General features: G+C 40.7%; 20 protein-coding genes. 11 read left to right on the top strand and 9 right to left on the bottom strand.

Annotated features, from left to right (window positions below):
* Positions 1–186 precede the first annotated feature (186 nt).
* The 4 genes from H9Y05_RS08190 to H9Y05_RS08175 form a co-directional block, all read right to left on the bottom strand.
* Positions 187–654: a TspO/MBR family protein gene (locus tag H9Y05_RS08190; protein ID WP_163489831.1), complete on the bottom strand. Its 468-nt coding sequence runs from the start codon at positions 652–654 to the stop codon at positions 187–189.
* Between the two features lie 156 nt (positions 655–810).
* The gene (gene ispG, locus H9Y05_RS08185; RefSeq protein ID WP_235992164.1) at positions 811–2,721 is read right to left on the bottom strand and encodes a (E)-4-hydroxy-3-methylbut-2-enyl-diphosphate synthase; all 1,911 of its coding nucleotides are present in this window, start codon (positions 2,719–2,721) and stop codon (positions 811–813) included.
* A 115-nt stretch (positions 2,722–2,836) separates the two neighbouring features.
* Positions 2,837–3,715 carry a class I SAM-dependent methyltransferase gene (locus H9Y05_RS08180; protein ID WP_216714009.1) on the bottom strand — a complete coding sequence of 293 codons (879 nt, stop codon included), beginning with the start codon at positions 3,713–3,715 and terminating at the stop codon, positions 2,837–2,839.
* Between the two features lie 127 nt (positions 3,716–3,842).
* Positions 3,843–4,259, bottom strand: a complete 417-nt coding sequence (locus H9Y05_RS08175; protein ID WP_163489828.1) for an ArsR/SmtB family transcription factor — start codon at positions 4,257–4,259, stop codon at positions 3,843–3,845.
* A 271-nt stretch (positions 4,260–4,530) separates the two neighbouring features.
* Between H9Y05_RS08175 and dut the strand changes: the two genes are divergently transcribed.
* The 7 genes from dut (at position 4,531) to feoB (ending at position 12,092) form a co-directional block, all read left to right on the top strand.
* A complete protein-coding gene (dut, locus tag H9Y05_RS08170; protein WP_216714008.1) occupies positions 4,531–4,965 on the top strand; it encodes a dUTP diphosphatase in 435 nt (144 codons plus the stop codon).
* An 11-nt stretch (positions 4,966–4,976) separates the two neighbouring features.
* On the top strand, positions 4,977–5,987 hold the full coding sequence (locus tag H9Y05_RS08165) for a sugar phosphate nucleotidyltransferase (protein WP_163489826.1): 1,011 nt from the start codon (positions 4,977–4,979) through the stop codon (positions 5,985–5,987).
* Positions 5,984–7,729, top strand: a complete 1,746-nt coding sequence (locus H9Y05_RS08160; RefSeq protein ID WP_216714007.1) for a tetratricopeptide repeat protein — start codon at positions 5,984–5,986, stop codon at positions 7,727–7,729. The genes H9Y05_RS08165 and H9Y05_RS08160 overlap by 4 nt, the downstream gene beginning before the upstream one ends.
* Complete coding sequence (locus H9Y05_RS08155; protein ID WP_216714006.1) at positions 7,713–8,495, top strand: DUF4292 domain-containing protein; 783 nt, start codon at positions 7,713–7,715, stop codon at positions 8,493–8,495. Before H9Y05_RS08160 ends, H9Y05_RS08155 begins: the two co-directional genes overlap by 17 nt.
* Entirely contained in the window at positions 8,479–9,789 is a 1,311-nt protein-coding gene (locus tag H9Y05_RS08150; RefSeq protein ID WP_163489823.1) for a murein hydrolase activator EnvC family protein, read from the top strand. The genes H9Y05_RS08155 and H9Y05_RS08150 overlap by 17 nt, the downstream gene beginning before the upstream one ends.
* A gap of 89 nt (positions 9,790–9,878) precedes the next feature.
* Positions 9,879–10,109, top strand: coding sequence for a FeoA family protein (locus H9Y05_RS08145; RefSeq protein WP_163489822.1), 231 nt, complete (start codon positions 9,879–9,881; stop codon positions 10,107–10,109).
* Between the two features lie 21 nt (positions 10,110–10,130).
* Positions 10,131–12,092 carry a ferrous iron transport protein B gene (feoB, locus tag H9Y05_RS08140; RefSeq protein ID WP_216714005.1) on the top strand — a complete coding sequence of 654 codons (1,962 nt, stop codon included), beginning with the start codon at positions 10,131–10,133 and terminating at the stop codon, positions 12,090–12,092.
* A gap of 337 nt (positions 12,093–12,429) precedes the next feature.
* Here feoB and H9Y05_RS08135 read toward each other — a convergent pair whose 3' ends face one another.
* The gene (locus H9Y05_RS08135) at positions 12,430–15,276 is read right to left on the bottom strand and encodes a GEVED domain-containing protein (protein ID WP_216714004.1); all 2,847 of its coding nucleotides are present in this window, start codon (positions 15,274–15,276) and stop codon (positions 12,430–12,432) included.
* Positions 15,277–15,408: 132 nt separating this feature from the next.
* Between H9Y05_RS08135 and H9Y05_RS08130 the strand changes: the two genes are divergently transcribed.
* The gene (locus H9Y05_RS08130; RefSeq protein WP_216714003.1) at positions 15,409–17,310 is read left to right on the top strand and encodes a glycosyltransferase; all 1,902 of its coding nucleotides are present in this window, start codon (positions 15,409–15,411) and stop codon (positions 17,308–17,310) included.
* A 68-nt stretch (positions 17,311–17,378) separates the two neighbouring features.
* Here the strand turns inward: H9Y05_RS08130 and H9Y05_RS08125 are convergent, their stop codons facing one another.
* From H9Y05_RS08125 to H9Y05_RS08110, 4 genes are all read right to left on the bottom strand, one after another.
* On the bottom strand, positions 17,379–18,602 hold the full coding sequence (locus H9Y05_RS08125; protein ID WP_163489818.1) for a DEAD/DEAH box helicase: 1,224 nt from the start codon (positions 18,600–18,602) through the stop codon (positions 17,379–17,381).
* A 151-nt stretch (positions 18,603–18,753) separates the two neighbouring features.
* A complete protein-coding gene (locus H9Y05_RS08120; protein ID WP_216714002.1) occupies positions 18,754–19,500 on the bottom strand; it encodes a zinc ribbon domain-containing protein in 747 nt (248 codons plus the stop codon).
* A 6-nt stretch (positions 19,501–19,506) separates the two neighbouring features.
* Positions 19,507–20,601, bottom strand: coding sequence for a Nif3-like dinuclear metal center hexameric protein (locus H9Y05_RS08115; protein ID WP_163489816.1), 1,095 nt, complete (start codon positions 20,599–20,601; stop codon positions 19,507–19,509).
* A gap of 1 nt (position 20,602) precedes the next feature.
* Positions 20,603–21,286 carry an LOG family protein gene (locus H9Y05_RS08110; protein WP_163489815.1) on the bottom strand — a complete coding sequence of 228 codons (684 nt, stop codon included), beginning with the start codon at positions 21,284–21,286 and terminating at the stop codon, positions 20,603–20,605.
* 204 nt (positions 21,287–21,490) lie between these two features.
* Here H9Y05_RS08110 and H9Y05_RS08105 point away from each other — a divergent pair, with 204 nt between their 5' ends.
* The 3 genes from H9Y05_RS08105 (at position 21,491) to H9Y05_RS08095 (ending at position 24,453) form a co-directional block, all read left to right on the top strand.
* Complete coding sequence (locus tag H9Y05_RS08105; RefSeq protein ID WP_205729511.1) at positions 21,491–22,093, top strand: hypothetical protein; 603 nt, start codon at positions 21,491–21,493, stop codon at positions 22,091–22,093.
* A gap of 111 nt (positions 22,094–22,204) precedes the next feature.
* Entirely contained in the window at positions 22,205–22,417 is a 213-nt protein-coding gene (locus tag H9Y05_RS08100) for a hypothetical protein (protein ID WP_163489814.1), read from the top strand.
* Positions 22,418–22,485: 68 nt separating this feature from the next.
* Entirely contained in the window at positions 22,486–24,453 is a 1,968-nt protein-coding gene (locus H9Y05_RS08095) for a M1 family aminopeptidase (protein WP_216714001.1), read from the top strand.
* The last annotated feature ends 26 nt before the right edge of the window (positions 24,454–24,479 follow it).

The raw sequence follows: 24,479 nt of genomic DNA, 5'->3' as shown, positions 1-24,479 counted from the left end.
TAAGAATAAATTTATATTCGTCTGATTTTAGCCTATAAGCGTCGGGAATTGATGGATTTTCGAAATTTGATTCCTGAATGCGGAAAACAGTATCGATAAATCAATCAAATAACTTTGAATGAATGACTTATAAGAACAGTTAAAAAAATTAAAGTGATCCCCAATTTTTCAGGGCATGGAGCATTTTTAATGATTCATCCACCACAAGGTGCCATTGAGCACGGATGCAAAACTGACCCACAGCAAGTAAGGAATTTGTATATAGGCTGCAATCTTATCTACCCGACGGGTTGTGCTGATCATTCCAACAATAGCTATCCAAATAAGCAGAATTTCGACAAACGCCCACCCCAGTTGCTGCGCATTGAAGAAAATGAAACTCCAGGCTCCGTTGAGCACCAGTTGAATCCAGAAAAATCTCATCGCACGGGAGCGTTCCGGACTTGGTGGTTTTATCAGTAAACGGTAGATTGTAACGCCCATCAGCAGGTACAAAACTGTCCATACCGGGCCAAATAACCAGTTCGGAGGATTGAATACCGGTTTTTCCAGGTAGCGGTACCAATCGTTAATTCCTGTTGCAGTTGCGACTCCCGCTAAAAATCCGACTCCCAACGGAATCATTGAGATAATGATGTGTGTAAAGGTTTTCATGATCAGCGCTTTTATTGAAATCGCTATATGTCGATATGATAGCTACACAAACATAAGAAAACAAACTCACTTAAAGAAAGTAAATCGGTTATTTTTACATGGAAAAACGGATGTTAATTGTGTAGTTACAACTTTCTATTGGAAGCTGTAAAAAGATTAAGTGGTTCTCGGCTCCATCCAATCACCATACTCAGTAATCACTTCAATAAGCGCCTGAACGGCTTCCTCTTCGGGAACATTTTTCCGCACAACTGTTTTTTCTTTGTACAGATTAACCTTTCCGGGACCGGTTCCAACGTATCCATAGTCCGCATCGGCCATTTCTCCCGGGCCGTTAACAATACATCCCATAATCCCGATTTTAAGACCTTTCAGATGAGCTGTTTTTGCACGGATTTTAGCTGTGGTTTCCTGTAAATCGAATAAGGTTCTACCACAAGAAGGGCAGGAAATGTATTCAGTTTTGGAGATCCGTGTACGTGTGCCCTGTAAAATACCGAAACTAAGAGAATTGATCAAATTCAGACTGTGATGACCTGTAATCCACACCCCGTCCCCGAAGCCGTCGATGAGATGAATCCCCAGGTCAGAAGAACTATGTAACAGGAAGGTTTCTTCATCAGGAGTTGTATAACTTGTTTTTAAAATAACCGGATTTAAGATATTTTTTTCATCTAATTTCAGTCGAAATTTGCGAAAAACAGGTGTTTTGTGACGTTTTTTTGTTTCAACGACAAAGACGGCATTAGGTCTGTTAGCTAATTTTTCTACTGCAATTGCTTGATCCAAATCAATCGAAATAAAATGAACAACGGTAGGTTCTATTTCGTTTCTTTGAGCAAAGGGAACAAGTGGAATGTATTTTGGATTATTGTCCCAACTTTCAAAATCCTGCAATAAACGAATTGTTCCGGGTACTTCAAAATCAATGGACTGTTTGCCCAGGTAAACAATATCAGCAGCCAAATCCATCAGGTTCCATTTGTCCAACTGAACAGAATAATTATAACCAAATCCGAAAAAATTAGCTGGTGTTATATTTTCTTTCTTAGAAAGATCAGCAACAACGATCGGGGCATGGCCATTTCCAAGATTAGCTATCTCCAAGGTTTTCCTTCTCGTATAACTGTACGGTGAATATGTCAATGGCAACTTTTCCGTTGTGGGTCCCGGTTCAATCCCATCAAATTTTTCCAGCAGTTTTTTTGCGACAGGAATCTCATGTTCTGAATTTTCCGTTAGTGAAACCCGAATGGTATCTCCTAAACCATCTTCCAGCAATGCTCCGATTCCTACTGCACTTTTAATCCGGCCGTCTTCTCCATCACCGGCTTCCGTTACTCCTAAATGCAGGGGATAGTTCTGACCGTTTTCAATCATTCGCGCAACTAACAAACGGTAGGCTTGTACCATAACAAGTGTATTACTTGCTTTCATGGAAATCACCAAATCGTAGTAATCGTTTTTTTCGCATATGTGGATAAATTCCATTGCAGATTCGACCATTCCTTCCGGAGTATCGCCATAACGGCTTAAAATTCTGTCGGAAAGTGAACCGTGATTGGTTCCGATACGCATGGCACGTCCCAATGTTTTACACTTCAGAACGAGTGGTGTGAATTTCTCTTCAATTCGAAGTAATTCTCGTTGGTAAGATCCGTCTGTGTAGTCAATTGCTTCAAATTTCTTTTTGTCAGCGTAATTCCCGGGATTAACACGAATTTTTTCAACGTAATCGGCAGCAACTTCTGCAGCATTCGGTGTGAAATGAATGTCCGCCACCAATGGAGTCTTATACCCTCGTTCAATGAGCCCTTCTTTGATCGCGTTCAGGTTTTCTGCTTCTTTTTTACTGGGGGCTGTTAAACGGACAATTTCACATCCGGCATCAATCATCCGGATGGACTCATCAATAGACGCTTGTGTATTCATGGTATCTGCCGTTGTCATCGATTGCACCCGGACAGGGTTTTTTCCACCCACACCGACATTCCCGATCATTACTTCCCGGGTTGGAAAGCGTTCATAACTCAATATATTGATACAGTATAGAGATTGATCCGCCATTACCATATTTGTTGGAATGCAAAGTTACAAAAACTTTAGTTTGATATTTATTGGCAGCATTATCGCATTATTGCGATATGAATAAGAGTTCATATGAATAAAAAGGAATATCCCTTTATGGCTTCACAAACCAACCTTTTAAAAAATCTCCAATTCCCAAAAAGCTAAACACCGGATTCAGGTTCTTTTTCTGAAAACGGGACAACCAACTTTCTTTTAATCCCTCATCCCATTCTATAAAATCGGATTCCTCTGTAATGGGCACGGTAGATTTCGCCCGCGCAATCTGACGTTTTGAAATACTGACTCCGGAAGCTTCTGTTTCCATTATTCTAAAATCATTCATTTTGAATAAGCGCTTAAAGGGTCGACGAGTATAGTAAACCAATCGCAAAGGATAGGATATAATACTATATTTTTCTCTTAAGCGAAACCGCAGAAAAGAATTGAAATTAGGTGTTGTAACGTATAAGAGTCCACCACTTCGGATAATCTTTCGGATTTTTTTTAATTCCTCGTTCGGATTTACGATATGTTCCAGAATATTTCTTGCACATACGATGTCAAATGTATTTTCAGCAAATATTTCTACATTCAATGCGCCTTCGTACATCTCAAGTCCTTTACTTCTACAGATTTCAAGTGCTTCCCTGGTATCGGCAGTACCATACACTTCCCACCCCCTTTCTTTTGCCATTTCCAAAAACTCTCCGTGGCTACAGTCCAGATCAAGGATTCTGCCATTTTTACGGAAATGTTCAAAACGATCTAAAATATGAGCATAACGGCGATATGCGTCATCCGTAATATGATCTTTCCATTTTTTGCCCTTTTGTAAGGTCTCAATCTCATTGGATGTAGGTTGTTGACTTGAGAACACGAGATGACACTTAAGGCATTGGCACAGGTGTGCCGCCTTGTATCGTTCCATTGGAATCAATTCATCGTTTCCACAAAGAATACAATACTGATGTTCACTGCTTAATTTTGGCATCTCTTCAAATTTCTACATACTGACGGTAACACATCCCATCATAATCAGTTTGCTTCAGTAATTGAGAGGTATAGGATTCCTACAAAATTAATTTTTTTGAGAACATCATGAACGCAAAATAAAAATTCTACGTCTGAAAAGATACAGGCCAACCGTTAGTTGGTTGAAAACCTGAAAAAAAGCCTTCAATAATTGCACATTTTTCATTAACATCTAAATCAATCGTTTCATAGATTAAATCTAAAAATCCCTGAATAAATTCGATGGCAGGTTTGTTAATTCGATAACGCAGACAACTTTTATTACTCCTGATTGCCAGTTTTGTTTTCACAAATCCTGCATCAACTAATTGCTTTAAATGACGTGATTTACTTGATTGTGCCAGCTCTATTCCGTCAAATAATTCGTTGAATCCGAGATCTTGTCCTGCTGCAGCAATTAATTTTTCAAGAGCAGCAATCCGTGCAGGATGACTAATCGCTTTAAAAAATCTGGCTCTCATGATCTGTTGTTGCGTGTATGCTTCGTTTTTAGTTGCACCCATGATTTTTGTGGTTTTAAAATAAGGTAGATAAATAAAATCTTATTTTAAGATAAGAAATAATATTGAGTCAGGCAAATGTGTTTTAGCAGATCTTTGCATTTTCTTACTATTTGGACAGTTCTCAAAATTGCGATATGGTGTTATCTGAAGATCGGGGATAATTGTTATTTCTTTCACCTTTTCAACATCTTCATCCTAACAACTTTCACATATGCGACATCTCCAATCCTTTTCATTTTTATACCTTTGTTTGTTTTACAAACAGCAACCAGTGAAAGTCAGAATCATTAACAAATCGAAGCATCCGTTACCACAATACGAAACAGCTTTTTCGGCAGGAATGGATGTCCGGGCAAACATAGACAATCCCATACGATTAAAACCATTAGAAAGGATCCTGGTTAAGACAGGACTATTCATGGAATTACCGCAAGACTATGAGTGTCAGGTTCGTCCAAGAAGCGGTCTGGCTTTAAAAAAGGGAATTACAGTCCTTAATTCTCCCGGAACAATTGATGCAGATTATCGCGGTGAGGTTGGTGTAATTTTAATCAACCTTTCCAATGAAGAATTTTTGATTGAAGATGGGGAACGGATAGCCCAGCTGGTGTTTGCAAAACATAAACAAGCGAAATTTAAATTAGTAGATACCCTTTCTGAAACAGACCGTGGAGATGGCGGTTTTGGGAGTACGGGAGTAAAATAAAAGAATAATAAATGAATATAATCATTCCAATGGCTGGACGAGGAAGTCGTCTGAGACCACATACATTAACTGTTCCGAAACCACTTGTTCCGGTTGGAGGAAAACCAATTGTTCATCGGTTGGTAGAAGATATCGCATCAGTTTTAAACAACAAAATTGATGAGATCGCTTTTGTAATCGGAGATTTCGGAACGGAAGTAGAAGAAGAACTGATCAATGTTGCAGAAAAGTTAGGAGCAAAAGGTTCCATCCATTACCAAAAAGAACCGTTGGGTACAGCTCATGCCGTTTTGTGTGCTAAAGAACAGCTAATTGGGCCAACCGTTGTAGCATTTGCTGATACGTTATTTAAAGCTGATTTCAAAATTGACCCGAATGATGACGGTATTTTATGGGTAAAACAAATTGAAGATCCTTCTGCCTTTGGTGTAATAAAGATGAATGACAAGGGAGAAATCATTGATTTTGTAGAAAAACCGAAAGCGTTTGTTTCTGATTTAGCAATGATTGGAATTTACTATTTCAGGGAAGGAGAGAAATTAAGAAAGGAATTGGAATACCTGATTGATAATAATGTAATCAAAGGAGGAGAATACCAGCTTCCGGATGCATTGAGACGTTTAACTGAATCCGGGTATAAATTCAAACCGGGTGAGGTAATCGAATGGTTGGACTGCGGAAATAAAGAAGTAACGGTTTTCACCAATCAACGAGTACTGGAATATGATAAAGAAAAAGGAGTATTATTTATTGCTCCATCAGCAAAGATTGAAAATTCCACAATCATTGAACCTTGTTTTATTGGAGAAAATGCAGTGATAACGAATTCTGTGATAGGTCCGCATGTGTCAATAGGTGCAAATAGCAATATTGCGATATCAGTGGTTAAAAATACAATCATCCAACATCATTCCTCTATCAAAAATGCCATTATCGCCAACTCAATGATCGGTGCTCACGCGCATTTTGAATCTGTGGCGCAGGATTTGAGCATGGGTGATTATACAACAGTAAAAGGATGAAATTTCTAACAGTCATAGTGCTTATTTCAGGGGTGATTATCAGCTCGTGCGGAACAAGAAAAACAGCTCAGAGCGATACCTCGTCTTCCAAAAAAGGAAAGAAACAGGAACAACCCCATTCACAGGCGGAATTTCCATACATCGAAGCGTTTCACAATGGAATGCGATTAAAGATCAAAGGAGATACGGATGCAGCCATCGAAGCATTTAACAAATGCCTGGAGATAAAGCAAAATGACGATGCTGTATACTTTGCGCTTGGACAGCTCTATTCTCTGAAAAACCAATATCAGCAAGCCATTCAGATGGTAACAAAGGCCTATGAACTTGATCCGAAAAATATCTGGTATGCAGAAGAATTAGCCGTTTTAAACTACGACACACAGCAGTTTGAAAAAGCGGTTCCATACTTCAAAAAATTAGTTGAGCACGAACCGACAAACCTGAGCTGGTTATATGGGTACGGAGATTGTTTGTTGAGAACAGGCAAAGTAGATGAATCTATTCAGGTGTTGAATAAGGCTGAAGATGTGATGGGAAAAAATCCAAGTCTTTCTTTGGAGAAATACAACCTCTACATGTCCTTAAAAAAGGAAAAGGAAGCACTGGCTGAATTGGAATCCGTTTTAGTGGAATACCCGAAAGAACCTCAGATCATTGCGACAATGGTTGATCATTACTTCAAAAAAGGAGATATGAACAAAGGGGTTGATTTTCTCAAGCAGTTGGTGGATGCTGATCCGGAAAATGGTAGGGCGCATCTTGCATTGGGGGAGATTTACCGGCAAAAAGGGAAAACAGCAGAAGCATTTAATGAATTCAAAGCAGCCTTTCAATGCCAGGATGTAGATGTGGATACAAAAATGAGTTTACTCATCAGCTTACAGGATACACCGCTGGCATCAGCGAAGGAAACGGCGGAACTGATTGACCTGATGATCCTGTTACACCCCGAAGATGCCAAGTCGTATTCGATCAAAGGAGATTACCTGATGGAGAAAGAGGATGAGCAGGGAGCGCTGGAAAATTACAGAAAGGCATTACAATACGAGAAAAAACAATTCCCGATCTGGAACCAGGTGATGTTGCTGGAATACCAATCGTCAATGTGGGAAGAACTGTATACGGATAGCAAAGAATGTTTGAATTACTTTACAACCATGCCAATTGTTTATTTATTGAATGGAGTAAGCGCCGTTCAGTTGAAAAAAGCAGATGAAGCTATTGATGTACTTACCATCGGAAAATCAATGGTAGTGAACGATAAAAAACTGGAAGCTGAATTTCTGGGACAATTGGGGGAAGCATATTTTACAGCTAAAAATTACAAGGAAGGTAAACAATTTTATCAGGATGCCGTGAAACTGGATGGAGAAAGTAACCTGCTGAAAAATAACTTTGCATACCGACTGGCAAATGCGAAGACAGACCTGGAACTAGCACTGAGCCTAGCCAATCAGGCAATCACAAAATCACCCCAGCAACCCAATTATTACGATACACGGGGATGGGTGTATTTCAAACAAGAAAAATACGAAGCAGCCCTCGCCGATTTCCTGAAAGCATATGAGTTGGATAATCAGCAACACTTAATAGCAGAGCATTTGGGAGATGTTTATTCCAAATTGAACCAAAAAGACAAAGCAGTGGAATTTTGGGAAAAAGCGGTGCAACTGGGAGCAAAAGGAACAATAATTGAGAAAAAAATCGCAACGAAAACATACCATGAAAATCTGGATTAACATATTAATTGGTGTGTTGGCGATCGGAAGTCAGTCGTGTGCCAGAAAACTGACAGAAGGACACGAAAAACTTCCGAAAGTAAAAGAAGAAGAATTGGTCGCTGCGCTGGATAGTATCAGCAAATCTGTTCCACAGTTTCTGTCGACAAAAATTGACACAAAATACACAGATAATAAGCAAAACATTAGCTTCAAAACATCACTTAAGATTCAAAAAGATACTGCTGTAAACGCCTTGATCACCTATGCGGGAATCCCGATTATTACGGCAATGGTCACAACGGATTCCGTAAAGATTTCCAATAAGAAAGAGAAATGTTACCTCCTGGAAGACCTGAATTTTTTTAAAAACCGGTTCGGAGTAGAATTTTCCTACTTAAACCTCGAAGAATTGCTGTTGGGGCGTCCGTTGAATTTCAATCCTGGTCGGGAATATTATCTGGTTCCCGACCCGTACAATTACATTCTTTCAACACAGAAAAAACTGGAAGATGAAGGAAGAGTGCTTATTTCCTATTACCTCAGCCCGGATCTGAAACAGTTGAAAAAAGTAGAAATTACCAGCTTTAAAGATGAAGTATCCATTGCAGTCCATTATCCGGAGTACATGACCGGAGATTTTTTCTCATCCCCGAAAATTATCACGGCAGAAATCAAAACACCGAATAACCAGATTTTGCTGTCGATGACATACGATAAAGTAGAACTAAACGTTCCAAAAGAAATGATCATTGTAATTCCTGATTCGTATGAAAAGTGTAAGTAAAATCATATTGGGAATCTTATGCATGGCAATGGCTTCACAGTCCATAGCGCAGTCTACCAGTGAAAAACTGAAGAGAGAACAGCAGCAATTGGAAAAAAATATTGCCAATACGAAACAATTACTCGAAAAAGCAAAGTCGAATACGGAGTCTTCATTTAATGAATTGAAATTACTGAACAATCAGATCGCATACAGGGAACAATTGGTTCGCAATTTCGACAACCAGATTCGGGGGGCTGAATTAAAAATTAAAGAGAAGCAAAACCAGATTGAACAACTGAGCGAAGAAATGAAAACGCTCAGGGAACAATATAAGAAATTATTGGTTTATGCCTATAAACACCGGAATAAATACGGGAAAATGATGTACATTTTCTCTTCTGACAGCTATTATGAAGCCATTAAGCGGGCGAAATACCTGGAAAAAATACAGGAAATGATCAAAAAGCAGTTTCTGGTAATTGAGCAACATCAACGGTTGATCGCTACGGAAATGAAGAACATTGAAAAGGAAAAAGAGTACAAGTCGAAAATGCTGGATGAAAAAAAGGCGGAACGTGAACAGATCATGGCTGACCAGCAGAAACAACAGGTGGTGTACCAGGAATTAAAAGCACAGGAAGGACAAATTATCGCGAAGCTGAAGGAAGACGAACGTAAACGCGCCAACCTCAAGGTACAGATCGATGCAGCAATCAAGAAAGAAATAGCAGAAGCTGAGGCGCGTCGTAAAAAGGCAGAGGCGGAAGCCAAAAAGAAAGCTGATGCTGCTAAACCGACAACGACAACTTCCCCGAATACAACTACCTCAACAACACCTACGACAAAACCGGTCGAATTGCCAGAGACAAAAGAAAATGCGGCATTGAGTAAAAGTTTTGAAGGAAACAGGGGGAAACTACCATGGCCGGTTGAAAAAGGAAACATTACCGAAGGATATGGTAAAAATCCGCATCCAACGATTCCGGGTGTATTTACAAATAATAACGGAGTGGATATCTCCGCACCGAAAAATGCGCAGGTAAGAGCTGTCTTTGAAGGAGAAGTGACTTCTGTGATGAACATTCCGGGAGCAGGAAAAGTGGTGATTGTGAAACACGGAAATTACAGAACGGTATACAGTAATCTGCAAAGTACATTCGTCAATGTAGGCTCGAAAGTATCTACAAAACAAGTAATTGGTTCGCTCGTCACCAGTGACGGACAATCGTTATCTACGTCACATTTTGAGATCCATCAGGTTGTGGGAACAACTGTTACAAGCTTGAATCCGGGCTTGTGGTTGGCGAAATAATGACACCTAATTCATAATCTTTCTAAATAAGGAAGGTTTATTGGTTAAAAATGCTAACTTTACGGCAATTTCAGAAAGTCAGCACAATAATGAGTGGTCACATTAAATTAGCACAGATTAAAAAGGGAAATGATGCCGTCGTACAATCAATAGAAGGTGACGAATTACGTTCAAAATTATTAGAATTGGGATTAACATCCGGCAGTAAAGTCCGCGTTTTATACACCGCACCTTTTGGCGACCCGATTGCAGTCGATATCGAAGGATTTGTTCTTTCACTGCGAAAATCTGAGGCCAATTTAATTCACGTTACCGTTTAATCATTTACCAACAGCAGCACAATGAAGATCGCGCTTTTAGGAAATCCGAACACCGGAAAAAGTTCTGTTTTTAACCTGTTGACTGGTTTGCGGCAACACGTGGGAAATTTCCCGGGAGTAACGGTTGAGAAAAAAACGGGACTATTAAAGATAAACGAAACCAGCCATCAACTCATTGACTTCCCTGGAACATACAGTGTTTATCCTCATTCCGAAGATGAGAAAGTTGTTTACAATGTGCTTTCCAATCCGGCCAATCCGGATTATCCGGATGTATGTGTTGTTGTCTTAGACGCATCCAATCTCCGGCGGAATTTGTTTTTATTCTCACAGATTTATGACCTGGGACTGCCCACAGTTATGGTGTTGAACATGATTGATGTGGCAGACAAAAACAAATTATCAATTGCTGTAGACAACTTACAATCCCAGTTTCCCGATGCGGTTATTGTGTCCAGTAATGCGCGTGTTAAATTGGGGAAAACCCGGATTCTTGAAGCGATTACGACAGCCAAGCAATCGGAGAATCGTATTACTTTTATAGAAAATGCCACGTTAGCTGTTATTGATGACCAGGCGAGACAAGAGGAAGAGGCAGAAAAACGATTTGCCAAAATTGATACAATTATTCCGGGCATCCTGACGCAAAAAGCAGATGAAAAAAAGACGGAAACAAACAGCACAAAATTAGATAAAATCTTAACACATCCCATTTTCGGATACCTGATCTTTGCCGCAATTTTGTTGCTCATTTTTCAATTTATTTTCTCGTTTGCCTCTATTCCGATGGACTTCATTGATGCGCAATTCGGGCATTTAAGTGAATGGATAGCCCGATCCATGCCGGAAGGAATTTTCAATGATTTATTGACCCAGGGAATTATTCCCGGAATCGGAGGAGTCGTTATTTTCGTTCCCCAAATTGCAATTTTATTCTTTTTCCTTGCCATCCTGGAAGAAACAGGATACATGGCACGTGTCGTATTCATTATGGATCGGTTGATGCGTCCTTTCGGACTGAACGGAAAAAGTGTAGTTCCTTTGATGTCGGGTGTTGCCTGTGCCATTCCGGGAGTAATGGCTGCCCGTACAATTGCTGATTGGAAAGAGCGGATGATTACTATTATGGTAACACCGTTGATGAGTTGTTCTGCACGCATTCCGGTATATACGTTACTGATAGCATTGGTTATCCCTGAAAAAACGATTTTCGGTTTTTTTAACCTTCAGGGATTAGTGTTATTTGCCTTGTATGTCATGGGAGTGATAGCAGCTTTGGGCATTGCTGCCTTGTTAAAGTTTGTCATCAAAGCAAAAACGAAGGGATATTTATTATTGGAAATGCCTGCATACAAACAACCACGTTGGGGGAATGTAGGAATTACGGTATTCGAAAAAGTAAAAGTGTTTGTACTGAATGCCGGAAAAATTATCCTTGCGATTTCAATTATCTTGTGGGCACTTGCATCCTACGGACCGGGTGACAGGATGGAGCAAGCGGTGATTACTGCCGAGAAATTTGCAACAGTCAACCAGTTGGACGAAGAGGAACAGGCAGATTTAATTGCCGGTGCTCAATTGGAAAATTCATACATCGGGATTATGGGGAAAACCATCGAACCGGTGATTGCGCCACTTGGGTACGATTGGAAAATGGGTATCTCGCTGATCACTTCATTTGCAGCCAGAGAAGTATTCGTCGGTTCATTGGCAACCATTTATTCAGTTCACGATGACGGAGAAGAAAATCTTCCGCTACGCCAGAAATTACTAAAAGAAAAACGTGCTGACGGAACTCCTGTCTACACCCTTGCAACCGGTATTTCACTAATGGTCTTTTATGTGTTTGCAATGCAATGCATGGCGACAATGGCCGTTGTAAAAAGAGAAACAGGGAGTTGGAAATGGACATTTTTTCAGTTAGGATTATTTGGAGTTCTGGCTTATTTAGGCGCATTCTTATCCTTCCAATTGTTATCTTGATATGCAACTTATTCTTGTCATAGTATGTGTAGGCACAGCAGTAGGATTTTTAGGCTGGAAGTTTTCGAAACAGTTCAGAAAGAAAAAAGACGATGACTGCGGATGTGGAAAATGTGGGTCATAATGAACCATTTTTAATTGTCGTCATATGATACTATGCGCAAATCGTCATATCGCATTATTGCGATAACACGAAATACCATTGAGGGCATGTCGTAGAATTACATTCATTGTTTTCCCGAAGGTAGCTATAGCGTTGGGGCCTTGAATTACACCATTAATCATAAAAAAGCCTCCCTGAAATAATCAAAGAGGCTTTTTAGCAGAGGTTATGGTATTAATGCCGTATGAGTAATTTTCCGGTAAATAATATACGACCTGTTTCCCCGGTAATGCGGTACAGATATGTTCCCGTAGCGAAACCGGAAACGTTGATTTTCGTCGTCTCTGAATCCAATGGTGTTGTATGCATTTCCTTTCCGACAAGATCTACAATGCTAATTACAGCCGGGATTTGTTGCTTTTTCCAGCTGAAAGAAACAATATCTGTTGACGGATTCGGGAATACACTCAGATCATCCGCAGTCAGTTGCTCAAGCCCTACTCCCGTAGTATCCTGCCCTCCTTCACTGATTGTAACACAATAATCTTCTACTTCTCCCCACATAAAGTCACCACATACATTCGGCAATGTCGTTTGCCCCGTTCCCTGATAAGCCAACTGAACTCTCATACGTGTACTTCCGATAGCTGCTGTTACAGGAACAGTCAATGAATTTGATACCGCACCGATTGAGGCAGATCCCTGGTCGAAAACCAACTCACCGGTTTCAAATGTCCCGTTTTGATTAGCATCCAGCCAGATTCTTGTATATTCAGGAAGTGCCTCACCATCAAATCCCGGAGTTAATGTGAACGGATAAGATGTCCCTGTTTCCAATGCAAAGGAATTTGTTCCATCAGCAGCTGCATAGCCATTGTTATCCCCACTTGTTATTGTTGTTCCACCAAGAGCGAATGACTCGATCCATTCGTGTTGAACTCCCATCAATCCTGTTGCTGTCCCACCACCTGTTATGGTTGACAATAAACCGGCTCCCTGTGCCTGAGTGATCATTACAACAGGGATCGTAACGCTTGCCGCTCCTGTTCCCGAACCTAAAGAAGCAGGTGCTGTTCCTTGATTATTAATGAGTAACAGCGCCGTTGCCCCTGCATTTTGAGCATTCAATGCTTTTTCTGAAAAATTACAAGTACCTCTCACTGCAACAGCAATATTTCCGGACAAAGCAGCAGCATTTGAAAGTGTACCACATCCTTCATTTGTGTTGGTACCGCTACCGCTCATCAACACCAGATTACCGTATACATAGCCATCCTCAATATCTCCTCCCCAATTGTCGGTTTCGGTATAAGTCGTAATTGTTGTTACAATTCCTGACGGAGAAAGAAACGCGATACGTGATTGTGTAGAACCTGTTGCTTTAGCATCACAATAAGGCAGATCAATACAATTTCCGCATCCTACAGTACTGAATGCTGTGATAGCAGACTCCCCGGTTTCACTTGTACAGGTTGTTTCCAGGTAAAATTCGTAGGCACTGCAGGCATCTAACCCTGTTAACTGGTAAGGAGAAGTAACGCCTGTAACTGTTACCCAGGAAGAAGCTCCTGCTGCCCTCCAATGCACATTAACCGAATTGACTTCTGAATTAATCGTAAATGTGATGGTTGCAGCAGCATCGGTTGTTGAAACACTGATGTTTTCTGCAAAACATGTACTGCAGGTTTCCGTCATCAATAAATCAAGTGTATTTTTAGCATTCAGACGTCCTCCGGTGATAAATTTTGTTGCCAATTGCGCCTTAACATCCACACCATTTATTAACGCTTCTAATACCAGATCAGCTCCGAGCCGGGGATTCGATTTTACAATATTCATAAAACTCGGGCAGGGAATGGAATATGCCAATCCGACAACTCCGGCGGTTAACGGACAAGCAAAAGAGGTTCCTGTCGTTGTTGTAATTCCGTTGGTTCCGGCAGTTGTAACAACATTGATTCCCGGTGCACCGAATTCAATGGTTTGATCCCCGTATCCTCCGGCTGTATTATCATTGTGGTCCGTTCTTCCTACTCCAACCATGTACGTACTGGAACATGCTGTAGGCATATCTCCGGCAGTATCCACATCCAGGTTAGAATTGGTGGTAGCACCGATATTAATGATACCATGGTATCCCAACGTATCGTAGAACTGACACCAAAGCGGATAGCTTGCGGGATTCGCACCATCAATTCCCCAGGATGCACTGGTTGCCACGACAAAGGCCCCCTGTGTACCGTTTGATTGGTTCCATCTTTTTCTCATTACCAGCGGGTAAGTATATGCTTCAATGACATTGGACTGCGTCAGCGAACTGCTCATGTTAATTACCATTAGCTTCACATCCCAGTTTGCTCCGGCAACATTTAGGTTGTTGTCTCCTTTTGCACCAATCATTCCCAAACAGTTTGTACCGTGTGCCCCTGTACCTGTGTCATCATTATCATTAACCGTGTTCCAACCGTTATAATCATCAATATAGCCGTTGTTATCATCGTCAATTCCGTTTCCCGGAATTTCAGCAGTATTGATCCAGCGGTTCGGACTTAAATCCTGGTGATTCAGATTCCCTCCTGATCCTTCAACCATACATACCACAATATCCTCACCGGTAGCTGTTGTTCCTCCGGTCGTAATGTCCCAGGCAAGATCTGAATCAATGTCCGCATCTGCCGTTCCTCCGGTCTGTCCGGTATTGTTGTGATGCCATTGTTGAGTAAAGCTTGGATCACCGGGAAGTGTAGAGCGCATTTGAACATAGTAATTATAATCAGCTACAACAACCTCTTTTCGGGTGTATAACCATTGTTGCATCCCTTCATGGGAAATAGCCTGATGGTCAAATTTGATGCTCCAGATTCGCATGGGAGGAGAAACAAATTTTAGAACTTCTAATTTGTATTCCGCAGGGGCTTCTGCAATTAATTTTTTCAGACTTTGTTCAGTTGTCAACTGAATCAGAAACTCACCTTCAACATAAGGCTTGTTATCAAAGTGTGTTTTTGCACTTTGCCCGTAAAAGCAATTAGATGCTGTTATAACCACACTGAATAAGGAGAAAAGTAATAAATGTTTCATAAGTATAACCGGGTTATCGTTTACGAACGAAAGATACAATTTTTTATTGAAATAATGATTTAATTTAGTTTTCTGTTATAGTAAACAAGATTTGATATAACTTTGCCTGTTTTTTGTACTAATTTTTTATATATGCGTAAACATTTTCTGTTGATACTGTTGCTTGCCGTTACCGGTATTTCATTCTCCCAGGTATCTAAATTGGTGAAAGGAACACTGATAGACGAAAAGAGTGAAAAGGTAGTAGAGGATGTTACTGTTATGTTAAAGAATACTGAAACAAAGGATTCTTTTGTCACTACTACGAATGAAAATGGATTTTTCCAGTTTAAAAACATTCCTTTCGGTAACTATGAATTCAGGATAACGGATAAGTTATACAAAAAAGACAGTACATTTACGTTTAATATTAACCAGGACCACGCAGATAACTTTACGTTCGGAAAACCGATTACTGCCAATCTGAAAGTGTCGTGGATGTTTAACTGGGGAGATCGTAAAATGACAGATGCAACCGGAAAAGTATATATACAGGAGCATTACTGGTCGCATCTCGTCGGAAAAATTGTGTTGGCGATTTACGGATTATTCCTGTTACTGATATTCTTTTACAGCATTTTGCAGTTTAATCTGGCCATTACCTATGCTAAGAACAAAAAATTAGGAAAGAAACAAGAACCGGTTTTTGATCCTGCAACAACACCGAAAGTAACCGTTCAACTGCCAATGTTTAATGAGATGTACGTGGCAGAACGAATCATTGAATCGTGTGCGGCATTTGATTATCCGAGCGATAAGTTACAGATTCAGGTGCTTGATGACTCAACGGATGAAACAAAAGATTTGATCGCTAAAAAAGTTGCCGAAGTTGCTGCAAGAGGAATCAATATTCAACACATTCACCGTGTAGACCGGACAGGTTACAAGGCGGGAGCATTAGATGCTGCCATGGACCGGGTAGAAGGAGATTTTATTGCGATTTTTGATGCGGATTTCATCCCCGAGCCTGATTTTCTGAAAAAAACAATGCCTTATTTCCAGGACGAACACATTGGTGTGGTTCAGACACGTTGGGGGCATTTGAACAAAGACTATTCATTACTGACGGAATTGCAGGCATTCGGATTGAATGGACACTTTGCAATTGAACAGGGAGGAAGAAACTCGGCAGGACATTTCATCAACTTTAACGGTACCGGTGGTATTTGGAGAAAAACATGTATCGAAGATGCCGGAGGATGGGAACACGATACACTGACAGAAGATTTGGATTTGAGCTACCGTGCTCAGATGAAAGGATGGAAATTCCAGTACCTGGAAGATGTTGTGTCTCCTGCAGAATTACCCATTACCATGTCGGCATTGAAAAGCCAGCAACACCGTTGGATGAAAGGTGGAGTAGAGTGTTTTAAAAAGATGTGGAAGCGCTTGTTGACAACAAAAGGGGTGAAGACAGCAGACCGGATTCATGGAATTTCTCACTTGTTTAACTCTTCTGTTTTCTTATTTATTTTAATGGTTGCCTTATTGAGTTTGGTAGTATTGCATGTAAAGGACAGCTTCTCAGATCTGAACTATATCCTGAGATTCATGAGTGTTTTCATTATCAGTACACTTTTCCTGATGGTTTATTATTGGTTTTCATTCAGAGATCGCAAAGCGAACGGGAAAAAATCTTTTTTCCATTTTATTGGTCGTTTCTTTACCTTCCTGATCATGTCGATGGGAATGTCAATTAATAATACGGTTGCTGTGATTGAAGGGTACCTGGGAATTAAGAGTTCGTTTGTCCGCACACCAAAATTCAACGTTTCCCGCAAATCAGAATTCAAGCAAAATAAATACGATAAGAAGAAACTGAACCTTGTCAATATCCTGGAGGGAATCTTTGCAGTTGTATTCTTGTTTACGGCAATCAACCGCGCTGTTTACGGAGATTTGGGAATGGTTCCTTTTCACTTGATGCTGGGAATCGGATTCGGAATGGTGTTCTATTATTCTGTGAAAGAAGTTCGGGAAGCAAACCGGGCGTAATTGTACTATTGAATACTGAATTTTGAATAATAAAACCAGAACATTCAAAATTCAGTATTCAAAATTTCCTACCACTTATCTTCCGTTCCGTCTTCCTGATTGGCCTGATCGATCAATTTTTGCCAATTGTAAGTCGGGTCATCTGAATCCGTGAGAATCTCCTTGTAGTCATCCGGATGGATGTCGTAGTGCATAATTTCTTCACCGGTATATTCTTCTATCTCTTTGAGCAAGTTTTCTTCTGACGGGGCACAAAAGCTCAATGCCTGACCGTTCTTTTCCCCACGGCCTGTTCGTCCGCAACGGTGAACATAATTCTCAGGATCCTCCGGCAAATCGTAATTGATCACATAATCAACATTCGGAATGTCAATTCCACGTGCAGAAACATCTGTTGTGATCAAAATCAGGTTTTCTCCGGAGCGGAAGCGTTCCAGGATGGCAAAACGTTGTTTTTGTTCAATTCCCCCGTGAATTTCTTCGGAATCTATGCCAACCCGTTTCATAGCCGCGACAACTCGTCCTGCACGAACTTTGGTACGCACAAATACCAGGATTCGTTTATCGGGATATTCCTTCAATATATTCTCCAGGAAAAACCGTTTGTCATCCATCTCAATAAACGCAACAGCATGTTCCACCGATTTTGCAACCGGGTTTTTAGGAGAAATCTGAATGCGGATGGCATTTTTAACGACATCGTAAGCAAGTGATTTAATCTTTTTGTCAATCGTTGCTGAAAAGAATAAGGTCTGGCGTTTTTTCGGAATCTTTTTGAGAATATCCTGGATGTCTTTGTTGAATCCCATCGCCAACATTAAATCAGCTTCATCAAGAATGAGGAATTCGACATTGGAGACATCCAAATGCCCTTGTGCAATCAAGTCAAACATACGTCCCGGAGTAGAAACAAGTACATCTACTCCCTTTTTCAATGTATTGATTTGATGATCTTGTTCCACACCACCGTAGAGCCCAAGTACTTTCACCGCTGTTTTTTTTCCGATTTCAACAAACACATCTGCAATTTGTTGGGACAATTCACGGGTTGGAACCAATACCAGGCAACGGACGCTACTTGCTGAGTACTTCGATTTTTTTGAAAGAAAATGCAGCACAGGAATTGCAAACGCAGCCGTTTTACCGGTTCCGGTTTGTGCAATGGCCATCACATCCTCACCATCAAGAATCGGTTTGATTGCTTTGTACTGGATGTCTGTTGCACGAACGAATCCCATGGTGTCCAGTTGCTCCAGAATTGCTTTATTGATGTTATAATCTTTGAATTTCATGCTGTATTTTTTTCCTTTCTGAGTCTGTATAAAGATAGTACTATCTGCTAATTGCCGATGTCACTATATCGCAATAATGCGATATGTGAATAATTGCATAAAAAAAGGTACCCGAAAAACCGGATACCTTTTCCAATATGGTCGTTTAAACTTAATCTTCTTTAATAGAAGGCACCAGAATACGTCCACAGTGCTCGCAAACGATTACTTTTTTCTTCATTTCAATATCCAACTGCCGTTGAGGCGGGATTTGGTTAAAACATCCACCGCACGAGTCGCGTTCTACCGGAACGACTGCCAATCCGTTTTTCGCATTTTGACGCAAACGTGTATAGGCAACCAATAAACGATCTTCAATCTGTGCTTTTGCTTTTTCAGAAGACTTTACCAATCCGTCTTCATCTTTTTGTGTTTCAGCAATGATTTCATCCAACTCCGCTTTTTTTGTTTTCAGATCTTCTTTTCTGAAATTCAATCGCTCTTTTGCTTCATCCAGCAATTCTTTTTTCTGAGCAATACGCGCTTTTGCTTCTTTGGATTTCTTTTCGTGCAATTTGATTTCCAATTCCTGGAATTCAATTTCTTTCGATAGCGATTCGTACTCACGGTTGTTGCGTACGTTTTTTTGCTGCTCCTTATATTTTCCGATCGCCAGTTCCGCATCTTTTGACGCATTTTTTCGGTCGGAAATTTCTACTTCTACTTCTTTGACTTCGTCCTGAATCTTAGCAATGCGCGTTTCCAATCCTTCGATTTCATCTTCCAGGTCTTGTACTTCCAAAGGTAATTCTCCACGAACTGTACGGATTCTATCAATCTCAGAATCAATTTTTTGTAATTCGTAAAGTGCGTCCAATTTTTCCGCTACCGTTGCCTCTTTCTTTGTTGCAGTTGCCATATATTTTTAAAAATAATTTATCGGATTCGTATTAATCGTCGTTAAACGAAGCGCAAAGTTAGGAAATTTTTTTGTCAAAATAGCACTTAATAAATTAATCGTATATTGTTCGCTTTCAAAATGTCCGATATCTGCAATGATTAATTTGTCTTCCGCATCAAAAAACTCATGGTATTTAAAATCTCCGGTAATGTAAACATCTGCTTTTGAACGAATAGCCTCCTTCAGTAAAAACGATCCGGATCCTCCGCAGAACGCAACGGTTTCAATCGTAGTTTTCACCAGTTTTGTATGTCGGATAACTCCGCAATTGAACGCATTTTTCACCAAATTTAAAAATGCTTCTGTCGGCATCGGAACAGGTAATTTTCCGATCATCCCCGTCCCCTCAAATGCATTTGAATTCCGGAGCGCAACAATGTCATACGCCACTTCTTCATACGGATGACTTTCGTTCATCGCTGATACAACGGCCGCCAGTTGATGGGTGGAAACCAGTACTTCCAACCTGTTTTCTTTTACCTGTTCGGCCGTTCCCGGTGTTCCGATGTAAGGGTTAGCTCCGGCAACGGGAGTAAATGTTCCTGTCCCTTCCCCGAAAAAACTACACGCATTGTACTGACCGATGGAACCTGCTCCGGCATTAAACATTGCTTGGGCAACCTGCTCCCGGTTTTCCAACGGGACAAACACCGTAATTTTATTTAAAACACCGGCTTTTGGGGACAGTATCTGCATGTTTTCCAATCCCAATCTGCGTCCGATCTCGTCATTGACGCCAAATCGATAATTGTCAAGGTTGGTATGGATGGCGTATAATGCAATATCGTTTTTTATGCATTTCAATACTACGCGTTCAACATACGTTTTACCGGTGAGGGATTTCAGTCCCTGAAACACAATCGGGTGGTGCGCAATGATCAGGTTACACCCGTTCTCAATTGCCTCGTCAACCACTTCTTCCGTACTGTCCAGACAGATTAGTGCTTGTGTGATCGGCATGTTCACATTGCCTGTGATCAGTCCGGAATTGTCGTAACTCTCCTGGCTGCTCAATGGTGCAAGGAACTCCAGGTATTGTATGATTTCCTTCAGTTGCATATCAGAAGTTAGGCGTCAATTCGTGTGTTTTGTAGAAGTCATCGATATAGTTGTACGCCTCCTCAGCCGTATCAACAATCTTGAATAAATTCAGATCCTTTTCGGAAATATTATTTTCCTGCTTTAACATCACATTTGTGATCCAGTCGATTAAACCGGTCCAGTATGCACTTCCGATCAGTACAACCGGTCGTTTATTAATTTTGTTGGTTTGGATAAGTGTCAATGCTTCAAATAATTCATCCATTGTTCCGAATCCCCCGGGAAGAATAACAAATCCCTGGGAATATTTCACAAAAACAACTTTTCGCACAAAGAAATAATCAAATTTCAGATTGGATTCTTCATCGATGTATTTGTTGTGAAATTGCTCAAAAGGCAGATCAATGTTCAACCCAACCGATTTTCCTCCACCCGCTTGCGCTCCTTTGTTTCCCGCCTCCATGATCCCGGGGCCTCCACCGGTAATTACTCCGTAACCTGCTTCAGCAAGTCGCCTGGAGATATCAACTCCCAGCTGGTAATACTTATTATCTTCAGACGTTCTGGCAGATCCGAAAACCGAAATACACGGTCCTATCTTTGCCATTTTTTCATACCCTTCTACGAACTCGGCCATGATTTTAAAAATCGCCCAGCTGTCGTTAATCTTTATCTCATTCCAGTCTTTTCTGATTTTATTCATATCATTTAACTATTTTCTTGATTAATTGGTTAAGCTATATTGCATGTGTGTTTTATAGAATTTCAAAAATACGGATTAACTTTTCATTCTGGATGTTTTGAAGCTGTTTAATACTGCTTTCGGCGTATTTTTCAAATTATTTTAGCTGTATTTAACAGATTGTCAAACTATCATCTATATTTGCTACATACTAAATTGAAAATTATGAAAATAGGAAAAATGACGTTATTGATGATGTTTGTCGGGTTGGCAGGCATGGGGTTTTCTCAAAAAATAATAAAAACAGAAGGGGATTTAGCATTCCTGAAGTCAGAGAAAACATTGAACCTTGAATACAACTATGAGGACATGGGAGTAGGAAAATTCAAAACCGAAGAAGAATACGTCAACAGTAAAGTAAAAGAATACAACGAGAAAGAAGCAGGAAAAGGAGACAAGTGGAAAGAAAGCTGGGAAGGTTCAAGAGATCGTGTATACCATCCTAAATTTGAAGAATTGTTCAACAAATATTCAGGCCTGACAGCTTCCCGAAACAATGAGAATGCAAACTATACATTGATCGTAAAAACTATTTTTACCGAACCGGGATTTAATGTAGGAGTTGCAAGTAAACCTGCGGGTGTTAGCTTTGAATACATTTTCGTTGATTCGGCAACAAAGAAAGTCGTTGCAAAATATACACAGGCAAATGTACCGGGCGCACAGGCAATGGGATATGATTTCGATACAAGTACACGTATCTCCGAAGCGTATGCCAAAGCAGGTAAAATGCTGGGTGGATTCATCGCGAAAAGCAATAAAAAATAAGCAAGAAGCATCCAATCTCTTTATGGAAGGGACATCAACTTTTTGATGTCCCTTTTTTCGTGGGATTATTCTCAATTCTTCAATACATTTGCACTTTAAAATTCAAATTACATGCGTCAGAAAATCATTACATCGGCTATTATTTGGACAGGACTTTACCCGGTGTTGTTAATCGTATCTTCCTTATTGCACCCATTTATCGGATCCTGGCATTTCGCACTAAAAACGTTGATCACAACGCTTATCGTTGTTCCCGTTATGGTCTTTTTTATTATTCCGCTGGTAAGAAATCTCTTTAAAATTTTAGGAATCGTTAAAGCGTAACTGATCCGTAAAATAATTTTTCAGCGTCAATTAAATAGTTTACTTTAGCGTCAACAAAAAGTGAAACCATGCACAAAATTTTATTCTCCCTTTTCTCTACAGCAGTCTGTTGTGGCATTTTTGCCCAGGAAACAGCAACACATTGTTCCAAACGGGCCAGGTATTCCAACCAGCTGAAAATCTCTCCCTACGTTGATGCAGCGCAGGTACTTCAACAAAAAAAGTACAACGTCACATTTTACAGGTTAGATTTGAATATGACCAATACAACAACTGCTTTATCAGGAGTGGTAGAAATTCAGGCAACAGCTGTACAGGCAATTGATTCTGCTTTACTGGAATTTTACAGTGGATTTACCATTAATGCGATTGAAGTCGACGGAGTCCCTACTCCCTACTCCCGGTACGGATCCTTGCTTTCCATTCCGTTGAATCGTGCAGTGGGAGACCAATTTGTCGTTTCCGTGGATTATGCAGGAACACCTCCTACGGCAGCGACAAATCCGTTGGGTGGCTCCGGAATGACCAATGCTTCTTCTCCTTCCTGGGGAAATCAGGTCACCTGGTCACTCTCCGAACCTTTTTCTACACTGGAATGGTTTCCGTGCAAACAAGACCTCAAAGACAAGGCTGATTCGGTACAGGTCAGCATCACTGTTCCTGATCACCTGATGGCTGGTTCCAATGGCGTACTGGACAGCGTTACCACAGTCGGCGGTTTTAAAACATTTCACTGGATGCACCGGCACCCGATTGCATACTACCTGATTTCCGTCGCAGTTGCCAGTTACCAGGAATACACTGTTTATGCAAATCCGGCAGGGTCACCTCAACCTGTCATGATTCAGAATTTCATTTATGATAATCCGCAATTTTTACCGTTTTTCCAGCAAGACATTGATGAAACGGTCGATTTTATAGAATTATTTGCCGATTTGTACGGCCCTTATCCGTTTCAGGATGAAAAATACGGACATTGTGTTGCTCCTCTTTCCGGGGGAATGGAACACCAGACAATGACGACACAAGGCTTTTTTGAACGCTCACTGACGGCGCACGAATTAGCGCACCAGTGGTGGGGAAATCATGTAACATGCGGTTCATGGGCGGATATCTGGATAAATGAAGGGTTTGCCTCTTATTCGGAATACCTGATGCTGGAGAATTTGTATTCGTTCAACACCGCACAGACCAATATGAACGATGTTCATACCAATGTAATGTCACAGCCGGGAGGAAGTACCTGGGTGGCAGATAGCCTGAATGAAAGTGCGATTTTCAGCGGGAGGCTGGTCTATGACAAAGGGGGGGCAATTGTACATACATTGCGCTACCTGGTTGATGACGATGCCGCGTTCTTTGACTTATTGAAAGGTTTTCAGATTGCTTTCGCAAACAGCACCGCAACAGGATTAGAGTTTAAGTCCTATGCAGAACAGGCTACCGGATTGGATTTGACAGACTTTTTTAACCAATGGTACTTTGGAGAAGGGTATCCTACGTATTCTGTTCAGTACAATGCGACCGGTACAGATGTGAATGTACTCATTTCACAGACGGTTTCAAGGCCTGCGGTAACACCGCTTTTTACAAATCCGGTAGATGTGCGAATCGTTAGAAGCGGGGGATTAGGCGACACGATCGTTCGCGTGAATATTACTTCTGCTCAGACAGTTGCTACCATTTCCGGAATCGAAAACTTTGTTGCTGTCAATGCTGTTGATCCGCTGAATTATATTATTAATAAGACTGGTACAATTACGCAAAATTCAAATTTATCTGTTTCAGGCCTGCAACAAGAAGCAGAAACTTTGGTACTGTATCCCAATCCTACAGAAGGACAACTGACTGTCATTTTTTCAGATGCTCAGCCACGTACTTTCCGGTTAATTGACCAAAAAGGAAAGTTGGTAATGGAGCAACAGGTAACTTCCCGGGAATCTGTAAATTTATCGGGGTTAAGCACCGGACAGTATCTGGTTGAAGTGATTGACAGTAAACAGGCAAAAATGACGCGAAAAGTGATCAAAAAATAAGTGCTGGTTCATTCATCGAACGTATA

The sequence above is a fragment of the Taishania pollutisoli genome, assembly GCF_014518315.1.
Classification (GTDB): domain Bacteria; phylum Bacteroidota; class Bacteroidia; order Flavobacteriales_D; family Crocinitomicaceae; genus Taishania; species Taishania pollutisoli.
Note: the sequence above shows the minus strand (reverse complement) of the source record. Positions and strands in the feature narration are given on the sequence as shown.